This window comes from Mucilaginibacter sp. AK015 (assembly GCF_014200785.1).
Classification (GTDB): domain Bacteria; phylum Bacteroidota; class Bacteroidia; order Sphingobacteriales; family Sphingobacteriaceae; genus Mucilaginibacter.
The window spans coordinates 1,617,410-1,632,746 of sequence record NZ_JACHCV010000001.1; the positions used below are offsets into that span (position 1 = coordinate 1,617,410).

Consider the following 15,337-nt stretch of genomic DNA (forward strand, 5'->3'; position numbering starts at 1 on the left):
CCTACACGATTAAATATTACTCCGCGCCCTGCTACGGCCTTCTTCAATAAAAGCTTTGATTTGTTTTACATCGCTTTTTGAGAAGCCATGTGCCTGTACCTTGTTACCGTTATGGTAAAACCTGATGGTGGAGTAGCCAATTAAGGGAGTATCTATCTCTACAGCAGATATACTATCGTACGCTATGGTTGTAGTGTCGCCACTAAACAAGCCGGGGATTTTTATGGTGATGCCATTCTCTTCGGTTATTATCTCTGCAGGGAAGATCTTGTTCCCTTCAGACAGGCGTGATGCTACGTATTTCATTGTATGGTTTTTTTTAAAGCTTAATACGGCGCAATATATGATATTAGTATACGATGCGTTACTTACTTTTTGCAATAAATCGCTCAAACGCAAGGCTGTCTCCTTTAAAAACATCAAAATCAACCTTGTGCCCAATGCCATTAACACGGCCCGTTTCAGCGTGCTGCCAAAACATCCAGTTGGTGTCGGCGCTTACATTTAACCTATCGCGGTTGTAATGGGCTATCCATAAGGGGTATTCATCAAAATAGCCGGCAAGGTAATCGCGATAAAAGCTGATGCCCGTATAAATTATAGGGGTTTCGCCCGTTTTATTCGCTACAAACCGCAAAAACTCCTTCAGCTCCTTCCGCATAGCAGCGGGTGCTTTTCCGTCCAGCCGCTCAACATCTGCAACCGGTGGCAGCCCTCCCTTTTGCAGCGATGCGTTTTGTACAAAAAACCGGGCCTGCCACAAACCGCTCTTCCGCGGCCTGAAGAAATGGTACGCCCCGCAGGCAATACCGGCCTTCCGGGCCTCTTTCCAGTTACGCTTAAAATATGGGTCGGCAATTACAAGCCCTTCGGTAGCTTTGATAAACGCGAAGCGGATGCGTACGCCGTCCTCTTCCATTTCGGCTACCTTAGTCCAGTTTATCTTTCCCTGGGCATAGGATACGTCGATGCCATGCACCTGGTAATTTGACGGGATCCGGATACCGAAGCTTTTATAGGTGCGGTAATCAGTATTTTTACCGATATCTTTTATCCACCGCCAGGTATACGACGCCGTTTTAATAACGTACCCGTAGTAAAATGGAGATAACAGCAACAGCACAGCAGCAAGGGCGAGATAGTATTTTAACCGGGACGGGGTTTTAGCTTTCTTTTTTCTGCGGACGTTTTTTTTCTTGACAGGCACATGCAAAAATAGCTAATTGTAAAATGCGGAACAGCAGCTTGCAGTAAAAACAATCTCATCAGCGGTAATGTTGTTTACACATGAGCAAAAAGCATCAAACTATCCCCAACGAGCCTGAAGAGATGCCGGTTAAAAAAGACCGCCCGGAAATAGAGCAGCCCGTTGATCCGAAAGCGCCTGAAGTGCCTGACGAAAGTCCCGATGAGTTACCGGACGAGATGCCGCCGGAGGAAAATAAATAAGTTGATGAGGCTGTTGTTAGATCAGCCAGTAATAGCGCAACAAATTCTTTACCCAGTAAACGATATCCTGCGGTGGAAAAACCCGAAACTCGCATATTCAATTACGTTAATAAAAGCAAAGCCCCGCTTGTTATTCGGCGGGGCTTACTCAATTATTCTTCGTGATAAGGCTGACCTTCGCCGGTGTTTATAAAATTTACCAGGCTGTTTAAATAATACGACCAGCCGTTGGAGCAATCTTTAAAACATTCAATTTGCGGGGTAAGGCCATCATGTGTAAAGCGGAGCTGGGTTTGGTTACCGGCGGCGCTAATTTCAAAAATGTTTGCAGTGCCGTTCCACTCCTCTTTATCCTTTAAAAAATTCAGTTTGCTATCGGTAACATGCCACACTACTTTTTGGCCGGGTATAACCTCTGTCAATTTGTGTTTGGAGTAATGTATATCGGCAAACTTAACCGCGAACTCGTCATTTAATTGCTGAGAGGCTCCCGTAAAATTTTCGCACCACCAGGCGCGCACATCGTTTATGGCGTCAAACACTTCTGCGGGCGATTTATCTACTAAAAACGTGGTTGTAAAATTCTGATCTTGCATGATTTCTGTCTGTTTTTTTAAACAATATTAGTGCATTAAACAATTCGGCGCAGGGCGCCAAATAGACATTATGACGGGTTGATTTGGACAAATCTATTCGTTATTTTTATCGTTCAAGACGAGCAATGAAACACATCACCATATTAGTACCCAACGGGCCTAACAACTTAACCAGCATTGTTGGGGCTTATAAAATACTTACCCGCGCAAACGAATATTTTGTCGCCGCCGGTAAGCGGACACCTTACAAAATTGAGCTGGCAGGGTTATCAGAGCAAGTTGATTATTATGGCGGTTTATTCGCTGCCAAGCCACATACTCATGTGTCGGCTATAAGCAAAACCAACCTGGTTATCATCCCCTCGCTGAATCATAACTATCACAACGCCGTGAAAGATAACCTTGAAATGATAGATTGGATAGCAAAGCAATATGCCAGGGGTGCCGAGATAGCCAGTGTTTGTACCGGGGCTTACCTGCTGGCTGCCACAGGTTTATTAGATGGCAAAATGTGCTCGACCCACTGGGCTGTTGCTGATGACTTTAAAACGATGTTCCCGAAAATAGACCTGCAAGCTGATAAATTGATCACCGATGAGCACGGCATTTATACCAACGGTGGAGCTTTTTCTTTTCTAAACTTGCTTATATACCTGGTTGAAAAATATTTTGACCGGGCAACAGCCATTTATTGTTCAAAGGTTTTCCAGGTAGAAGTTGACAGGCTAAGCCAGTCGGAGTTTATTATTTTTAAAGGGCAAAAACTGCATGGTGACGAGATGGTAAAGCAAGCGCAAACTTACATTGAATGCAATCCGCAGGAAAAGCTTTCGATAGAGCACTTATCAGCCAAGTTTGCAGTGGGCAGGCGCAGCTTCGACAGGAGGTTTATTAAGGCAACAGGTAATACGCCGGTGGAATATGCCCAAAGGGTAAAAACAGAAGCTGCAAAACGAGCTTTTGAGAGCAGTGCAAAAACTATTAACGAAGTGATGTATGATGTTGGCTATACCGATCTGAAAGCCTTTCGCGAGGTTTTTCGAAAAATAACCGGCATGTCGCCGCAAGAATACCGTGCAAAGTACAATAAAGTACTTGCCGCATAAAAAAGCCCCTCTAAATGGTTAAAGGGGCTACCCGTGATCTCATCAGGATTCGAACCTGAGACCGACAGATTAGAAATCTGTTGCTCTATCCAGCTGAGCTATGAGACCATCGCAAATTTTGCAGTGCAAATATGCTAATTTTGGTTTAAACAGACAATAGCAACAACATTCAAAAATTTATCGGCACAAAAAACTCCCCCTATAAATATTTGTTAAAATATACATATAATTGTATTCTGTTATAAACCGGTGTTAATAGTTAACCTAAATGCATATATGTAAATAAAACAATTATTATTTAACGGTTTAACTTTTTAATGTGCGGATTTGCTAAAAATTTATTTTTGGCAAAAAAGTTAAAATTTACACACATACATTAAGTTTTACCTTGTTAAATAGTGCATTTTTACTTTTTAAAAGTACGAAGTGTTTTTTTTACAATAAGTTAATCATACTTTTAACCCAATTTTTTTTTAATAAACTTATTTATGATCATAATTGCTGACGGTGGCTCCACCAAAACAAACTGGTGTTTAGTTACCGAAGATGGTAAAAAGGTGTATTTTAACACCGAGGGTTACAATCCTTATTTTTCGGGCACTGAGTACATTATTCAATCTTTAAGAGACAGCCTCCCTACCGATCTTGAGAAAGATAACATTACCGAGGTTAATTATTACGGCGCAGGCTGTTCAACCCCGGAAATGCGAAAGGTTGTTGAGGATGCCATGACGGCGGTTTTTACAAAATCCAAAGTGTACATTGGTCATGACCTGCTTGCCGCAGCACGTGCCCTTTTAGGCAACAACGAGGGCTTTGCCGCCATTTTAGGTACAGGTACCAACACCTGCCTGTACAATGGCAAAGAGATCATAAACAACATCGACTCGGGCGCTTACATTCTTGGTGATGAAGGCAGCGGCTGCCACATTGGTAAAAAATTATTGATAGATTATTTGCGCGGATACATGCCCGAAGCCGTACGTAAGAATTTTTGGGAAACCTTTAAACTTACTCCGGATGATATAAACGAAATTGTTTACACGCAGCCGAGGGCAAACCGCTTTTGCGCCAGCTTTAGCAAGTTTGTTTATGACAACATTGTAAATATAGAATACTCGCGCAACCTGGTTCGCACCTCGTTCGAGGATTTTTTCCGCAACCTGGTTACCCATTACCCCGATTATCAAAAGTACACCTTCAACTGCATCGGATCTGTTGGTTACAACTTCCGCAATGTGCTTGAAGAGGTTTGTACCGAAAATGGCATGACGGTAGGCAACATCATCCGGTCGCCTATAGATAACCTGGTTAAATACCATTTAGAATTAGCGCCAAGCCAGTTGTAACCGTTGGCGGTTGCCAGTTTGCAGGAAGTATAAAAGAGAAAGCCGGTAATTAATTACCGGCTTTCTCTTTTATATTATTTGTGGGGATGTAAACTGCCAGCTTATAACTGCAAACGGGCAACCGCCTGCTGCAAACTATTTATCAAGGTTAAGGTCGTTCTGAAATATTTTAGTGTATTTGCGTCTGTCGAATTTATACAGTTTGGCAGCGCGGTAAGATACCCCTTTCTGTTTTTCATCAAGTTCCTTTAAAAAGCCGTAGCTCAGCATTTTTTTGCGGAAGTTGCGTTTATCAAGCTTCTTATTCAGCACAGCCTCGTATAACGACTGTAGTTGAGTTAGTGTAAATTTTTCGGGCAGTAACTCAAAAGCAATAGGCTGATAATTTAACCTGCGGCGAATTTTGTTGAAGCCTGTTTCAAATATCTCGCTGTGGTCAAACGCCAGTTTAGGCAAATCGTTCACCGGATGCCAAAACGCACTCTTTGCATATTGGGTAACCGGTTTAACCTCTTTTTGGCCGTTTATACGTATCAAAGCATAATAAGCAACTGTAATAACACGCCCCTGAGGGTGCCGGTTAACCTCGCCAAAAGTATGAAACTGCTGCATGTGCAGGTCGCGCAGGCCGGTTAATTCATATAAAATACGTTCAGCAGCGTTATCAATACTCTCATCCTGCTCTACAATATATCCGGGTAAGGCAAGCCAATCCTTATAAGGCTCTTCATTACGTTCTATAAGTAATATTTTCAGTTCTCCGGCTTCAAAACCAAATATGACACAGTCTATAGAAAAAACTGAGTTAAATGTAGGTAACTTTACTTCCAAGGGATTGGGCTTTTAGGTTAATGGTTTAAAGATATATCCTTAATTTTTAATGTAAAAATAATATAAATAAATTTAATGGTGTAAATTTGACACACTATATTCGCACCTACAAATTTACTTGTGTAAAGATGCATAAAATTTCAAAAATAGCAGTTCTTACCTCAGGCGGCGATGCCCCCGGCATGAACCCCTGCATAAGGGCTGTAGTACGTACCGCTATATATAACGGCCTGCAAGTTGCAGGCGTACGCCAGGGCTACCAGGGGCTTATCGATAACAATATGTTTGATATGAACACCCGGTCGGTAAGCAATATCTTAAATCTTGGCGGCACAGTTTTAAAAACCGCCAGGTGCCTCCCGTTCCGTACCGATGAGGGAATGGAACAAGCTTATCAAAATGTTAAAGCAGCCGGCATAGACGGGATTGTAGTTATAGGCGGCGATGGTACCTTTACCGGCGCTTTGCGTTTTTCAAAAAAATATCCTGATATTGCTGTTATTGGCGTACCGGGCACCATAGATAACGACCTTTACGGCTCTACCTATACATTGGGTTTTGATACCGCAACCAACACGGTGATAGAGGCCATTGATAAGATACGCGATACCGCCGACGCGCACGACCGCTTATTCTTCATCGAAGTTATGGGCCGCGACTCGGGCGCTATTGCCTTGCGCGCCGGTATATCATGTGGTGCCGAGGCCATACTATTACCCGAACGCGATACCGCTATTGATAAGCTGATAGAAAACCTGAAAGCGGGGCAGTACAATAAAAAATCATCAAGTATTGTTATTGTGGCCGAAGGCGATAAAAGCGGCGGTGCTTATGACCTTGCCGAAGCTGTTAGAAAACAAGTGAAGTTTTACGATATAAAAGTTACTATATTGGGCCACTTGCAACGCGGCGGCAGCCCGTCGGCTTTCGACAGGATATTGGGTAGCCGTTTAGGGTTTGCAGCCGTTAATGCCATGATAGATGGCAAAACGCAAATGATGGTTGGCCTTGAAGCTAATCACATCAAACTAACAAGCCTTGAAGAAGCTTTAACCCAGCATCAGTTTAAATTAGAAGACGACCTGATGCAAATGGCAGATATATTATCAATTTAATGATTGCAGTTGTTTATAGTGGATCAAATAATGCCAGCTGGCGGTTAGCTGATAAGGGAAGGACGGTTGCATCGTTCAACACCAATGCTATTAATCCCTATTTTAACGACGAAAAATATATTTTACAACTACTTAATAAAAATATAAACCTTATACACCACGCCGAAGAAATAAAGCGCATTTATTTTTTTGGTGCGGGCTCATCTTCAGATGATCTGCAAAGAGTTGTGTATAATGCGCTTGCTGCGTTTTTTAAATTTGCCAAAATAAGCGTTGGCCACGATATTGAAGCTGCCGCTATTGCTTGTTGCCGCAACCAGCCGGGCATAGTTAGTATTTGCGGAAGCGGAAGTAACGCTGCCTGGTACGATGGCAAAAAAGTGAAACCAAACAACTATGGTTTGGGTTATATATTAGCTGATGAGGGGTCGGGCAATTGGCTGGGCAGGCAACTCATAAAAAGTTTTATGAACGAAACACTGCCGCTAAACATTCGCAAAAAGTTTGTGCAGCGTTATGATGCCGACCGCAAAACCCTGTTAGAAAAAGTTTATCGTCAAAAGCAGCCGGCATTGTTTCTTAGTTCGTTTGCCGATTTCTTCCTCGAAAACAAACAGGACGCTTTTATAAAGAACGTTATAACCACGGGCTTTGGCAAACTGATAAAAACATACCTGGTACCGCTGCATAAACAGCACCCCGATTCATCAGTGCATTTTGCGGGTACTGTGGCGGCCAACTTTCAGGACTACCTGTACGAGGCAGCCGAAGGTACCGAAATTAAAATAGCGGATATTATTAAAGAACCCATAAACCATTTATTGACGTACTATTCAAATAAAAATTAGAAAAATCATGAAAATAGGAATCAACGGCTTTGGCCGTATCGGTCGCTTAGCTTTTAGGGCCGCAATTGAAAGACAAGATGTTGAAGTTGTAGGTATTAATGACCTTGTTGAGCCGGATTACATGGCTTACATGTTAAAATACGATTCAACTCACGGCCCTTTCAAAGGTACCATCGCCGTAGAAGGCGGCCACTTGGTAGTTAACGGCAAAACCATACGTGTTACTGCCGAAAAAGATCCTGCAAACCTTAAATGGAACGAAGTAGGTGCAGAGGTTATTATTGAATCTACCGGTTTATTTTTAACTCAGGAAACTGCACAAAAACATATTGATGCCGGCGCTAAAAAAGTGGTAATGAGCGCACCCGCTAAGGACGACACCCCTACATTTGTAATGGGTGTAAACCACAAACTGTTAAAGGCAGATCAACACATTGTTTCAAATGCATCATGTACAACCAACTGTTTAGCGCCTATAGCTAAAGTATTAAATGATAAATTTGGTATCGAAGAAGGTTTGATGAGCACCATACACGCAGTTACTGCTACTCAAAAAACAGTTGACGGCCCATCGGCTAAAGACTGGAGAGGCGGCCGTGGCGCTTATCAGAACATTATACCATCATCAACCGGCGCTGCAAAAGCGGTTGGCCTGGTTCTTCCGGAACTAAAGGGGAAATTAACCGGTATGTCGTTCCGTGTACCGGTTGCTGATGTATCTGTGGTTGACTTAACCGTGCGCTTAAAAACTTCTGCTACTTATGAAGAAGTTAAAGCCGCAATGAAAGAAGCCTCTGAAGGTGACCTTAAAGGCATTTTGGGCTATACAGAAGATGAGGTAGTATCAGAAGATTTTAAAGGTGATGCACGTACCTCAATATTTGATGCTAAAGCTGGTATCGCGCTTAACAACAACTTTGTTAAGGTGGTATCATGGTACGATAACGAATGGGGCTACTCAAACAAACTGATCGACCTGGTACAGGAAGTTGGCAAACTGTAAGTTTAGTTTACCTCGTAAAAAAAAAAACAGCCCCGCCTAATAAGCGGGGCTGTTTTTTTTACCGTAACTGCGATCTTTTTAAAACAACCGTGCAGCCTGTAATTTTTACCACGGTGTAACACCGTAATCGCTAAAGTAGCCGGCTGTAGGGCCGTCGTTATCTATCATAGCGTATTTTACAATGGGCGCAGCGCCTTCCTGTACCGTTTTATAACCCTGGTTGTTATTGAAATCGGTAGCGGTGTACCCCGGATTTACAGCATTTACCCTAAAGTTTTTCAGCTCATAAGCTAATGCTATGGTGTAGCCGTTCAACGCGCTTTTTGACGGACCGTACGCTGCGGTTTTAACTTCGTAATGTCTCCAGGTAGGGTCGGTATGCAGGCCAAGCGAGCCAAGGTCTGATGTTACGTTCACTATCCTGGGGTTGGCCGAAGCCTGCATCAACGGTACGAAAGCTTTTGTTACCCGGGCAACGCCAAATACGTTAACCTCATATACGTCTTTGTATGTTTCTATAGGGGTGCTCAACACCGGTTGCGGTATACTGCCCGGGATGCCGGCATTGTTTATAAGCACGTCCAAATGGTCAATGCGTTTTGAAAGATCCTCGTAAGCCTGCTGCACCGATTGGTCGCTCACTACATCTATTAATAATAGCTCAACATTATTTAAACCCTCATTATGCAGTAATTGTACAGCTTCGTCGCCGCGCTGTTTATCACGGCAGCCCAAAAACACATGGTAGCCTGCGTTTGCCAGTTGGCGGGCGGTTTCAAGGCCAATACCTTTATTGGCTCCGGTTATTAATACAGTTTGTTTTTCCATGTGGCAAAACTACAGCACCAAAAACACATTATAGCTGCACATAGCAGGGCATTAACTGTACATTTCACGGATTTGCTGCCGATAGGCCATCGGCGTGGTGTTGGTAATCCGTTTAAAGAACCTGTTGAAGTAAGCCGCATCTTCAAACCCAAGCTCATCGGCTATTTGCTTAACTGATAGATCGGTGTGCAACAGTTTGCGCTTGGCCTCTACTACCAACCGGTTATGGATGTGGCTTATGGCGGTTTTACCACTTTGCTGTTTAATGACATCGTTTAGGTAGCCGGGCGTAATATTTAAAAGGTTAGCGTAGGCCGCAACCACATGCTGGCTGGCGTAATGCTCGCCTATTAATTCCTGGAAACTTTTTAGCAGGCAATAACTTTTTGTGATGCAATGCTCGCCATATTGCTCATTATACAGCCGGCTGAGGTATATCACCAGCACTCGCAGCCACGAAGTAAGCATTTGATTTTGCCACGTGCCACCGGCCTCAAACTCAATGGTCATTTTGCGCATTGCGTCCTCAATGTAGCTTATATCATCTTCACTTAACACCAGTTCATGCGCACCGGCGGGGTTTTGTATAATGGGCAGGCGGCGCAGCATCCGGTTTTCCTCAAGCGCTAAAAACTCTTCCGTAAAGCCAGCTATGTAACCTTTCACCGGTGTGCTCTCTTCCTTTAAATGCACCTGCTGCGGAACGGTAAAATAAAAATGACCCGGTTTAACTGTGTAGGGCACAAAGTCAATCCAATGGCGGCTGCCGCCTTGTTCTATAAAGGCAAAAAAGTAATAATCTTTACGGTGGGGCAGTAAAAAGGCATCATCTATAATGATGTCGACCCCATTGGCTTCGCGCACAACTATCATAGCGGGCTTGCCGCCATCAATAGTGACTAATGGATAACTTGGAATAGTATGGTTTTCGGTAGCAGTTAACACAGACATGGTGCAAAAGTATTCAATTTATAACATGCCGGCGCGGTTCATATTTAAGCAGTGTTTATTAACCTTTTTACGCTGCTTCTTTAAAGCGCAGATCGTATCTCAATTCTTTACATCAACTCGCTGTCATTTTTCACATGCCAGGTTTTGTATGCCATATAATAAAGCAGCAAGGTTGGTATTACATAAAACAATGCACCGCTCGCATTTACCGCGGGATAAGCCGCAATAATACTATATATAAGTAACGCAAGGGCTACTGTGCCCCCTACCAGATACAAATAGAAGAACTTACCGGCCATATTACTTAAGTTTTTTTGATTTTATCTTTTCGGTTTTGCCGGATACTTTTTTAAATATCGCGGCGCCCAGGGGCGGTGTTTTAATGGTCATAGAGTTATCGCGCCCGTGCCAGCCCGATGATTCGGTGGTTATCGGGTCGAAATTGATGATACCACTTCCCCAGAATTTATCGCTGTCAGAGTTAAATATCTCCTGCCATTGCCCTGCAGCAGGAACCCCTATACGGTAATTGGCATGTACAACGGGTGTCATGTTCAATACAATAACCAGGTCGTTTTCCCTTTCTTTGCCCTTTCGGGTATAAACTATAACAGAATCATCAAGGTTGCCCGCATCTATCCATTCAAAGCCGGTCCATTCAAACGCTTTTTCGTACAGCGCAGGCTCAGATCGGTACAACCGGTTAATGGCTTTTACCGTTTCTTTGATACCATTATGGCTATCATATTGCAGCAGGTGCCAGTCTAACGATCTTTCAAAGCTCCATTCGGCGCTTTGGCCAAACTCGCTGCCCATAAACAATAGCTTGGTGCCCGGATGGGTAAACATAAAGCTGTAAAGCAAGCGCAGGTTGGCAAACTTTTGCCATTCGTCGCCGGGCATTTTGTTCAGCATCGAGCCTTTGCCGTAAACCACTTCATCGTGCGAAAAGGGCAGCATAAAATTTTCGGTAAACGCATAAACCATACTAAAAGTAAGCTGGTTTTGATGATATTTACGATGGATAGGGTCATGCGCAAAATAGTTGAGCGTATCGTGCATCCAGCCCATCATCCATTTCATGCCAAAACCTAACCCGCCGGTATAAACCGGGCGACTTACCCCGGCAAATGAGGTTGATTCTTCGGCGATAGTTTGCACATCGGGAAAATTGCTGTAAACTGTGGCATTAAACTCTTTTAAGAAAGATATTGCTTCCAGGTTCTCGTTGCCGCCAAAAACATTGGGTTCCCACTCGCCATGGTTGCGCGAGTAATCAAGATAAAGCATTGAAGCTACGGCATCCACGCGTAAGCCGTCAACATGGTACCTGTCTAACCAAAACAAAGCGTTGCTGATCAAAAAAGCCCGCACTTCGTTACGGCCATAATTAAAGATATATGATTTCCAATCGGGATGAAAGCCTTTTCGAACGTCGGCATGCTCATAAAGGTGCGTGCCGTCAAAATTATACAAGCCATGCGCATCGCCCGGGAAATGCGAGGGTACCCAATCCAGTATAACGCCAATGCCGGCCTTGTGGAATTGCTCTACCAAATACATCAGGTCCTGCGGGGTACCGTAACGGCACGATGCCGCAAAGAAACCGGTGATTTGGTACCCCCAGCTTGGATAATAAGGGTGCTCCATCAAAGGCATAAACTCTACATGCGTAAAGCCCATTTCCTTTACATATGGCACCAGCGATTCGGCTACTTGCCGGTAACTTAAAAACTCATCCGGACTTTCGGGGCTGCGCGCCCACGAACCAAGGTGCATCTCATAAACCGAATACGGCTTATCCAGGGCATTATGCTGATGGCGATTGGTCATCCAGTCCTTGTCGTCCCACTCATAATAAGTATCGGCAACGATGGATGCCGTACGTGGCGGCAATTCCCAGCGCAGTGCAAAAGGGTCGCTTTTTTCCAGGTCTTCGCCGGTAGATGCCTTAATAAAATATTTATAAGTTTCGCCTACGCCAACGTTCGGGATAAACCCTTCCCATATGCCTGAAGCATCCCACCTGTAGTTTAACGAGTGCGCCCCTTTATTCCAACCGTTAAAATTGCCAATAACTGATACAAACTGAGCGTTTGGCGCCCAAACAGCAAAGTAAGTACCCACCACACCTTTATGCTCAGTTACGTGCGAGCCAAGCTTTTCGTACAGTTTAAAGTGCTTGCCAGACTTAAACAGATCGATATCGTAATCGGTAAAGCGGCTATATGGCTCAACCGCTTTCAGGTCAGTTGTATTATCTACAATTTCAAGGGCTTTTCCTTTTTTTGGCGCCGCGGTCTTTCTGGCGGCGGTTGGTTTTTCTGTATCTTTTTTTGGTAATTCTTTTTTGGAAACCGTTATTTCATCAGCCTCGGGCCATATTTCTTTGGCAGCGCCTTTGGGTTTGGTTTCCTTTTTTGTTTTTATAGGTGCCGATTCTGTTAATCCAGGGTCGGTTTTTTTTATTTGCTTTGCCATAGTTAGGGAGCGACGATGCGCATAGGTTAGTTGCTTTTAAGGATACGATACCCTGATATATCAAATATATCATTATTGAACATACAATATAGCCAAGATGTTTATATAAAAGCGACTTTAGCTTAGCTTTTAACCTGTACAAGCAAATAAAAACCACAAAGGACACAGGTACCTTACTCAGGAAAGGCTCTGTGCGCTTTGTGGCTTATAATTTGACTTACCGGCTATTTATATATCTCTATCCGTTTAAAGTTTTTAGTAAACTTAAATTCGTAGGTTTTATCGTTATTGGCGCTTATGCTATCTATCTCTTTACCGTCGGCAAGTATCCTGGCAGGCTTAAACGGCAGGCCATTTATCTTAAAGTGATACCCTTCGTACCGCGGTGTATACAAACCTTCCATGCTTTGTTTAATGGTTAACTTATCAGCGTCTCCGTTTACTACAAACTTCTTTTCCAGGTAAATATCCTGTTCGTAGGCAAAGGTTTCGCCGTAATCCTCAAACAGGAACGAGTTTACCTCATAATCGCTATAGTAGATATTCAGCTTTACTTCCTCTATTTCTTTTTCGCCGGTGTATTGCATAACCGGGTATTCGGGAATAACCGAGCCCGCTTTAACAAATATCGGCATGATATCTAATGGCGTTGGCACAACAACCTCTTTGCCCCCTGCAATCATCTCCAGGGTCCAGAAATCGTACCAGCTTCCTTTTGGTAAATAAACTTTACGGCTTTTTTGGCCTGGCTCCAAAACGGGGCAAATCAGTATTTTATCGCCGTAGGTAAATTCATCCTGGCGGAAATGGTTAGATGGCTCTGCCTGTTCGTGCATCACCACCGGTCTCAAGATCGGGAAACCATAACGGTGATGTTCCCAAAATGCTGAATACAGATAAGGTATCAGCCTGTAACGCAACTCGATAAACTTACGGTTTATGGATGTGTAAGGTTCGCCAAAGCTCCATGGTTCACGTTCTTTGGTATCGCCGGCCGAGTGCGCCCGCATAAATGGCGAAAAGCTGCCCATTTGTATCCAGCGGGTAAATAACTCGCCGTCAGGTTCGCCGCTAAAGCCACCAATATCCGTTCCGCAGAAAGAAATACCCGATACCGAAAGCCTTTGCAGCTGAATATTACCTAACTTTAAATGCTCCCATGATGCCACGTTATCACCCGTCCAAACGGATGAGTATCGCTGAACACCCGAGTACCCTGCGCGGGTAATGGTAAACGGCCGTTTGTTTTTCATTTGTTTACGCAAACCCTCGTAAGTGGCGCGTACCATTTGCATGCCATAAATATTGTGTGCCTTACGGTGCGACCCACGATAGCCATCGTACTGGTGGCGAACATCGTCGGGGAAGGTACCGGCTCCAAAAACAGCCGGTTCGTTCATATCGTTCCAAACACCGGCCACGCCTGTTTCAACCAGGTCGTCGAACAGATCGCCCCACCAGGCGCGTACCTCTGGGTTAGTAAAGTCGGGAAACTGGCAGCGGCCCGGCCAAACATGGCCCTCCATAAAGTAATCGTCGCAACGGCGGCAAAAATATCTCTTTTCTTTTCCCTCTTTAAAAACCCAATAATTATCGTCTACCCTGATGCCCGGGTCTATGATCACCACGGTTTTGAACCCGTTGGCAGCCAGGTCTGCTATCATCTTTTTAGGATTAGGGAAATATTTGGGGCTCCAGGTAAAGCAGCGGTAGCCATCCATATAGTCTATATCCAGGTAAATGCCATCGCAGGGGATCTTGTTTTGCCTAAAGCCGTTGGCAATAACCCTTACCTTATTTTCGGGATAATAGCTCCAGCGGCATTGATGATATCCCAGCGCCCAAAGCGGCGGCATAGGGTGCGTACCGGTTAACAGGTGATAATTTTTCACCACATCCATCATATGCGGGCCGTGGATGTAGTAGTATTGCAGCTCGCCGCCATCGGCCCAAAAGCTGGTTTTAGTGCGGTCTTCTGCACCAAAATCAAAGTGAGCTTTAAAGGTGTTATCAAAAAATATTCCGTGTGCGATATTATCATTCAAACTGATATAAAACGGAATAGCCCGGTAAAGCGGGTCCTGGTTAAACCCGAAGGAATAAGCATCGGTGTTCCAGTTTTTTAAGCGTTTACCACGCAGGTTAAACTCGGTCGCCTTATCGCCCAGGCCAAAAAAGCTTTCCTGATCTGCACAGGTTTTGGTGCAGAATACATAGTAACCGCCAAATTGGGTATTTTCTTCCCAGTGCATGGGTACAGCATCTGCGCTGGTAACATGGTCGTTTTTATCGGAAAACGAAATAAGAAAGTCCTTCTTGCGTATATGGCAGTTGATGGCCGGTGTTGCCACACGAAACTCCTGGTCGTTTTCCAGCAACGTAAACTCAACGGGTGTTTGCGGCAGTTGGGGCACGGCGTACGAAAACTCCTCCAGGAAAACGCTGTGAGGCGCAAGGCGTACGCGGATGATATCATTGGTAACTATTAAAACCTCTACTTTGGCATCGCCATCAGTAAAGAAAATTTTATTGCCAAGTTGCTCTGCGTGATTGGGTACGCCCAGGTATTTTTTTACAATGGGTTTAATGCCATCGGCGGGGTTATTTAAATGGTGAAACTCTTCATCCTCCAGTATCATATCCTCCACCTGAAGCAAACGGGCTGTTATTAGCTCCGGGTTGGGGTCAGGCATGTGTTCAGTCATGTTTAAATTAAAGGGCTTTTTCAGCTTTACTAAAAAGCGTATTTATATCTGCAAATTATTGATAACTACTAATAA

Annotated in this window: 15 protein-coding genes and 1 tRNA gene; 6 read left to right on the forward strand and 10 right to left on the reverse strand. The window is 44.0% G+C overall.

Translation table 11 applies throughout. The features are described from left to right. Positions 1-9: 9 nt before the first annotated feature. Positions 10-306 carry a hypothetical protein gene (locus HDC91_RS07110; protein ID WP_183549864.1) on the reverse strand — a complete coding sequence of 99 codons (297 nt, stop codon included), beginning with the start codon at positions 304-306 and terminating at the stop codon, positions 10-12. A gap of 58 nt (positions 307-364) precedes the next feature. Beyond that, the gene (locus tag HDC91_RS07115; protein WP_370576796.1) at positions 365-1,207 is read right to left on the reverse strand and encodes a glycoside hydrolase family 25 protein; all 843 of its coding nucleotides are present in this window, start codon (positions 1,205-1,207) and stop codon (positions 365-367) included. A gap of 80 nt (positions 1,208-1,287) precedes the next feature. Between HDC91_RS07115 and HDC91_RS07120 the strand changes: the two genes are divergently transcribed. Next, positions 1,288-1,449 carry a hypothetical protein gene (locus HDC91_RS07120; RefSeq protein WP_183549870.1) on the forward strand — a complete coding sequence of 54 codons (162 nt, stop codon included), beginning with the start codon at positions 1,288-1,290 and terminating at the stop codon, positions 1,447-1,449. Between the two features lie 152 nt (positions 1,450-1,601). Here HDC91_RS07120 and HDC91_RS07125 read toward each other — a convergent pair whose 3' ends face one another. Beyond that, on the reverse strand, positions 1,602-2,045 hold the full coding sequence (locus HDC91_RS07125; protein ID WP_183549873.1) for an SRPBCC domain-containing protein: 444 nt from the start codon (positions 2,043-2,045) through the stop codon (positions 1,602-1,604). Between the two features lie 125 nt (positions 2,046-2,170). Between HDC91_RS07125 and HDC91_RS07130 the strand changes: the two genes are divergently transcribed. Next, positions 2,171-3,151, forward strand: a complete 981-nt coding sequence (locus HDC91_RS07130) for a GlxA family transcriptional regulator (protein WP_183549876.1) — start codon at positions 2,171-2,173, stop codon at positions 3,149-3,151. Positions 3,152-3,185: 34 nt separating this feature from the next. Here HDC91_RS07130 and HDC91_RS07135 read toward each other — a convergent pair. Beyond that, positions 3,186-3,259: transfer RNA gene (locus HDC91_RS07135), tRNA-Arg, on the reverse strand. A gap of 380 nt (positions 3,260-3,639) precedes the next feature. Between HDC91_RS07135 and HDC91_RS07140 the strand changes: the two genes are divergently transcribed. Next, a complete protein-coding gene (locus HDC91_RS07140; RefSeq protein ID WP_162431534.1) occupies positions 3,640-4,500 on the forward strand; it encodes an N-acetylglucosamine kinase in 861 nt (286 codons plus the stop codon). 135 nt (positions 4,501-4,635) lie between these two features. On the opposite strand, the gene HDC91_RS07145 is transcribed toward HDC91_RS07140, so the two are convergent. Next, a complete protein-coding gene (locus tag HDC91_RS07145) occupies positions 4,636-5,331 on the reverse strand; it encodes an NUDIX domain-containing protein (RefSeq protein WP_162431533.1) in 696 nt (231 codons plus the stop codon). 128 nt (positions 5,332-5,459) lie between these two features. Between HDC91_RS07145 and pfkA the strand changes: the two genes are divergently transcribed. The 3 genes from pfkA to gap are packed head-to-tail and all read left to right on the forward strand — an operon-like array spanning position 5,460 to position 8,297. Beyond that, positions 5,460-6,446, forward strand: a complete 987-nt coding sequence (gene pfkA / locus HDC91_RS07150; protein WP_162431532.1) for a 6-phosphofructokinase — start codon at positions 5,460-5,462, stop codon at positions 6,444-6,446. Then, positions 6,446-7,294, forward strand: coding sequence for a hypothetical protein (locus tag HDC91_RS07155; RefSeq protein WP_183549879.1), 849 nt, complete (start codon positions 6,446-6,448; stop codon positions 7,292-7,294). The genes pfkA and HDC91_RS07155 overlap by 1 nt, the downstream gene beginning before the upstream one ends. A 7-nt stretch (positions 7,295-7,301) precedes the next feature. Beyond that, on the forward strand, positions 7,302-8,297 hold the full coding sequence (gene gap, locus HDC91_RS07160; protein WP_162431530.1) for a type I glyceraldehyde-3-phosphate dehydrogenase: 996 nt from the start codon (positions 7,302-7,304) through the stop codon (positions 8,295-8,297). Between the two features lie 105 nt (positions 8,298-8,402). On the opposite strand, the gene HDC91_RS07165 is transcribed toward gap, so the two are convergent. The 5 genes from HDC91_RS07165 to HDC91_RS07185 all read right to left on the reverse strand — a co-directional run bounded on the left by HDC91_RS07165 (position 8,403) and on the right by HDC91_RS07185 (position 15,196). Beyond that, entirely contained in the window at positions 8,403-9,125 is a 723-nt protein-coding gene (locus HDC91_RS07165; RefSeq protein WP_183549882.1) for an SDR family oxidoreductase, read from the reverse strand. Positions 9,126-9,176: 51 nt separating this feature from the next. Continuing rightward, the gene (locus HDC91_RS07170; RefSeq protein WP_183549885.1) at positions 9,177-10,076 is read right to left on the reverse strand and encodes a helix-turn-helix domain-containing protein; all 900 of its coding nucleotides are present in this window, start codon (positions 10,074-10,076) and stop codon (positions 9,177-9,179) included. A 107-nt stretch (positions 10,077-10,183) separates the two neighbouring features. Further along, positions 10,184-10,375, reverse strand: coding sequence for a hypothetical protein (locus tag HDC91_RS07175; RefSeq protein ID WP_162431527.1), 192 nt, complete (start codon positions 10,373-10,375; stop codon positions 10,184-10,186). Position 10,376: 1 nt separating this feature from the next. Next, positions 10,377-12,557 (reverse strand): 1,4-alpha-glucan branching protein GlgB, encoded by a 2,181-nt coding sequence (gene glgB, locus HDC91_RS07180; protein ID WP_183549886.1) that lies wholly within the window; start codon positions 12,555-12,557, stop codon positions 10,377-10,379. Between the two features lie 224 nt (positions 12,558-12,781). Then, the gene (locus tag HDC91_RS07185) at positions 12,782-15,196 is read right to left on the reverse strand and encodes a glycoside hydrolase family 31 protein (RefSeq protein WP_255476693.1); all 2,415 of its coding nucleotides are present in this window, start codon (positions 15,194-15,196) and stop codon (positions 12,782-12,784) included. Positions 15,197-15,337 lie beyond the last annotated feature (141 nt).

Bases quoted from the DNA above. Each gene is read 5' to 3' on its own strand.
- HDC91_RS07155 (WP_183549879.1), top strand. From the start codon at position 6,446: ATGATTGCAGTTGTTTATAGTGGATCAAATAATGCCAGCTGGCGGTTA.
- HDC91_RS07170 (WP_183549885.1), bottom strand. From the start codon at position 10,076: ATGTCTGTGTTAACTGCTACCGAAAACCATACTATTCCAAGTTATCCA.
- HDC91_RS07110 (WP_183549864.1), bottom strand. From the start codon at position 306: ATGAAATACGTAGCATCACGCCTGTCTGAAGGGAACAAGATCTTCCCT.
- HDC91_RS07165 (WP_183549882.1), bottom strand. From the start codon at position 9,125: ATGGAAAAACAAACTGTATTAATAACCGGAGCCAATAAAGGTATTGGC.
- glgB (WP_183549886.1), bottom strand. From the start codon at position 12,557: ATGGCAAAGCAAATAAAAAAAACCGACCCTGGATTAACAGAATCGGCA.
- HDC91_RS07175 (WP_162431527.1), bottom strand. From the start codon at position 10,375: ATGGCCGGTAAGTTCTTCTATTTGTATCTGGTAGGGGGCACAGTAGCC.
- gap (WP_162431530.1), top strand. From the start codon at position 7,302: ATGAAAATAGGAATCAACGGCTTTGGCCGTATCGGTCGCTTAGCTTTT.
- HDC91_RS07125 (WP_183549873.1), bottom strand. From the start codon at position 2,045: ATGCAAGATCAGAATTTTACAACCACGTTTTTAGTAGATAAATCGCCC.
- HDC91_RS07120 (WP_183549870.1), top strand. From the start codon at position 1,288: ATGAGCAAAAAGCATCAAACTATCCCCAACGAGCCTGAAGAGATGCCG.
- HDC91_RS07185 (WP_255476693.1), bottom strand. From the start codon at position 15,196: ATGATACTGGAGGATGAAGAGTTTCACCATTTAAATAACCCCGCCGAT.
- HDC91_RS07140 (WP_162431534.1), top strand. From the start codon at position 3,640: ATGATCATAATTGCTGACGGTGGCTCCACCAAAACAAACTGGTGTTTA.
- HDC91_RS07130 (WP_183549876.1), top strand. From the start codon at position 2,171: ATGAAACACATCACCATATTAGTACCCAACGGGCCTAACAACTTAACC.
- pfkA (WP_162431532.1), top strand. From the start codon at position 5,460: ATGCATAAAATTTCAAAAATAGCAGTTCTTACCTCAGGCGGCGATGCC.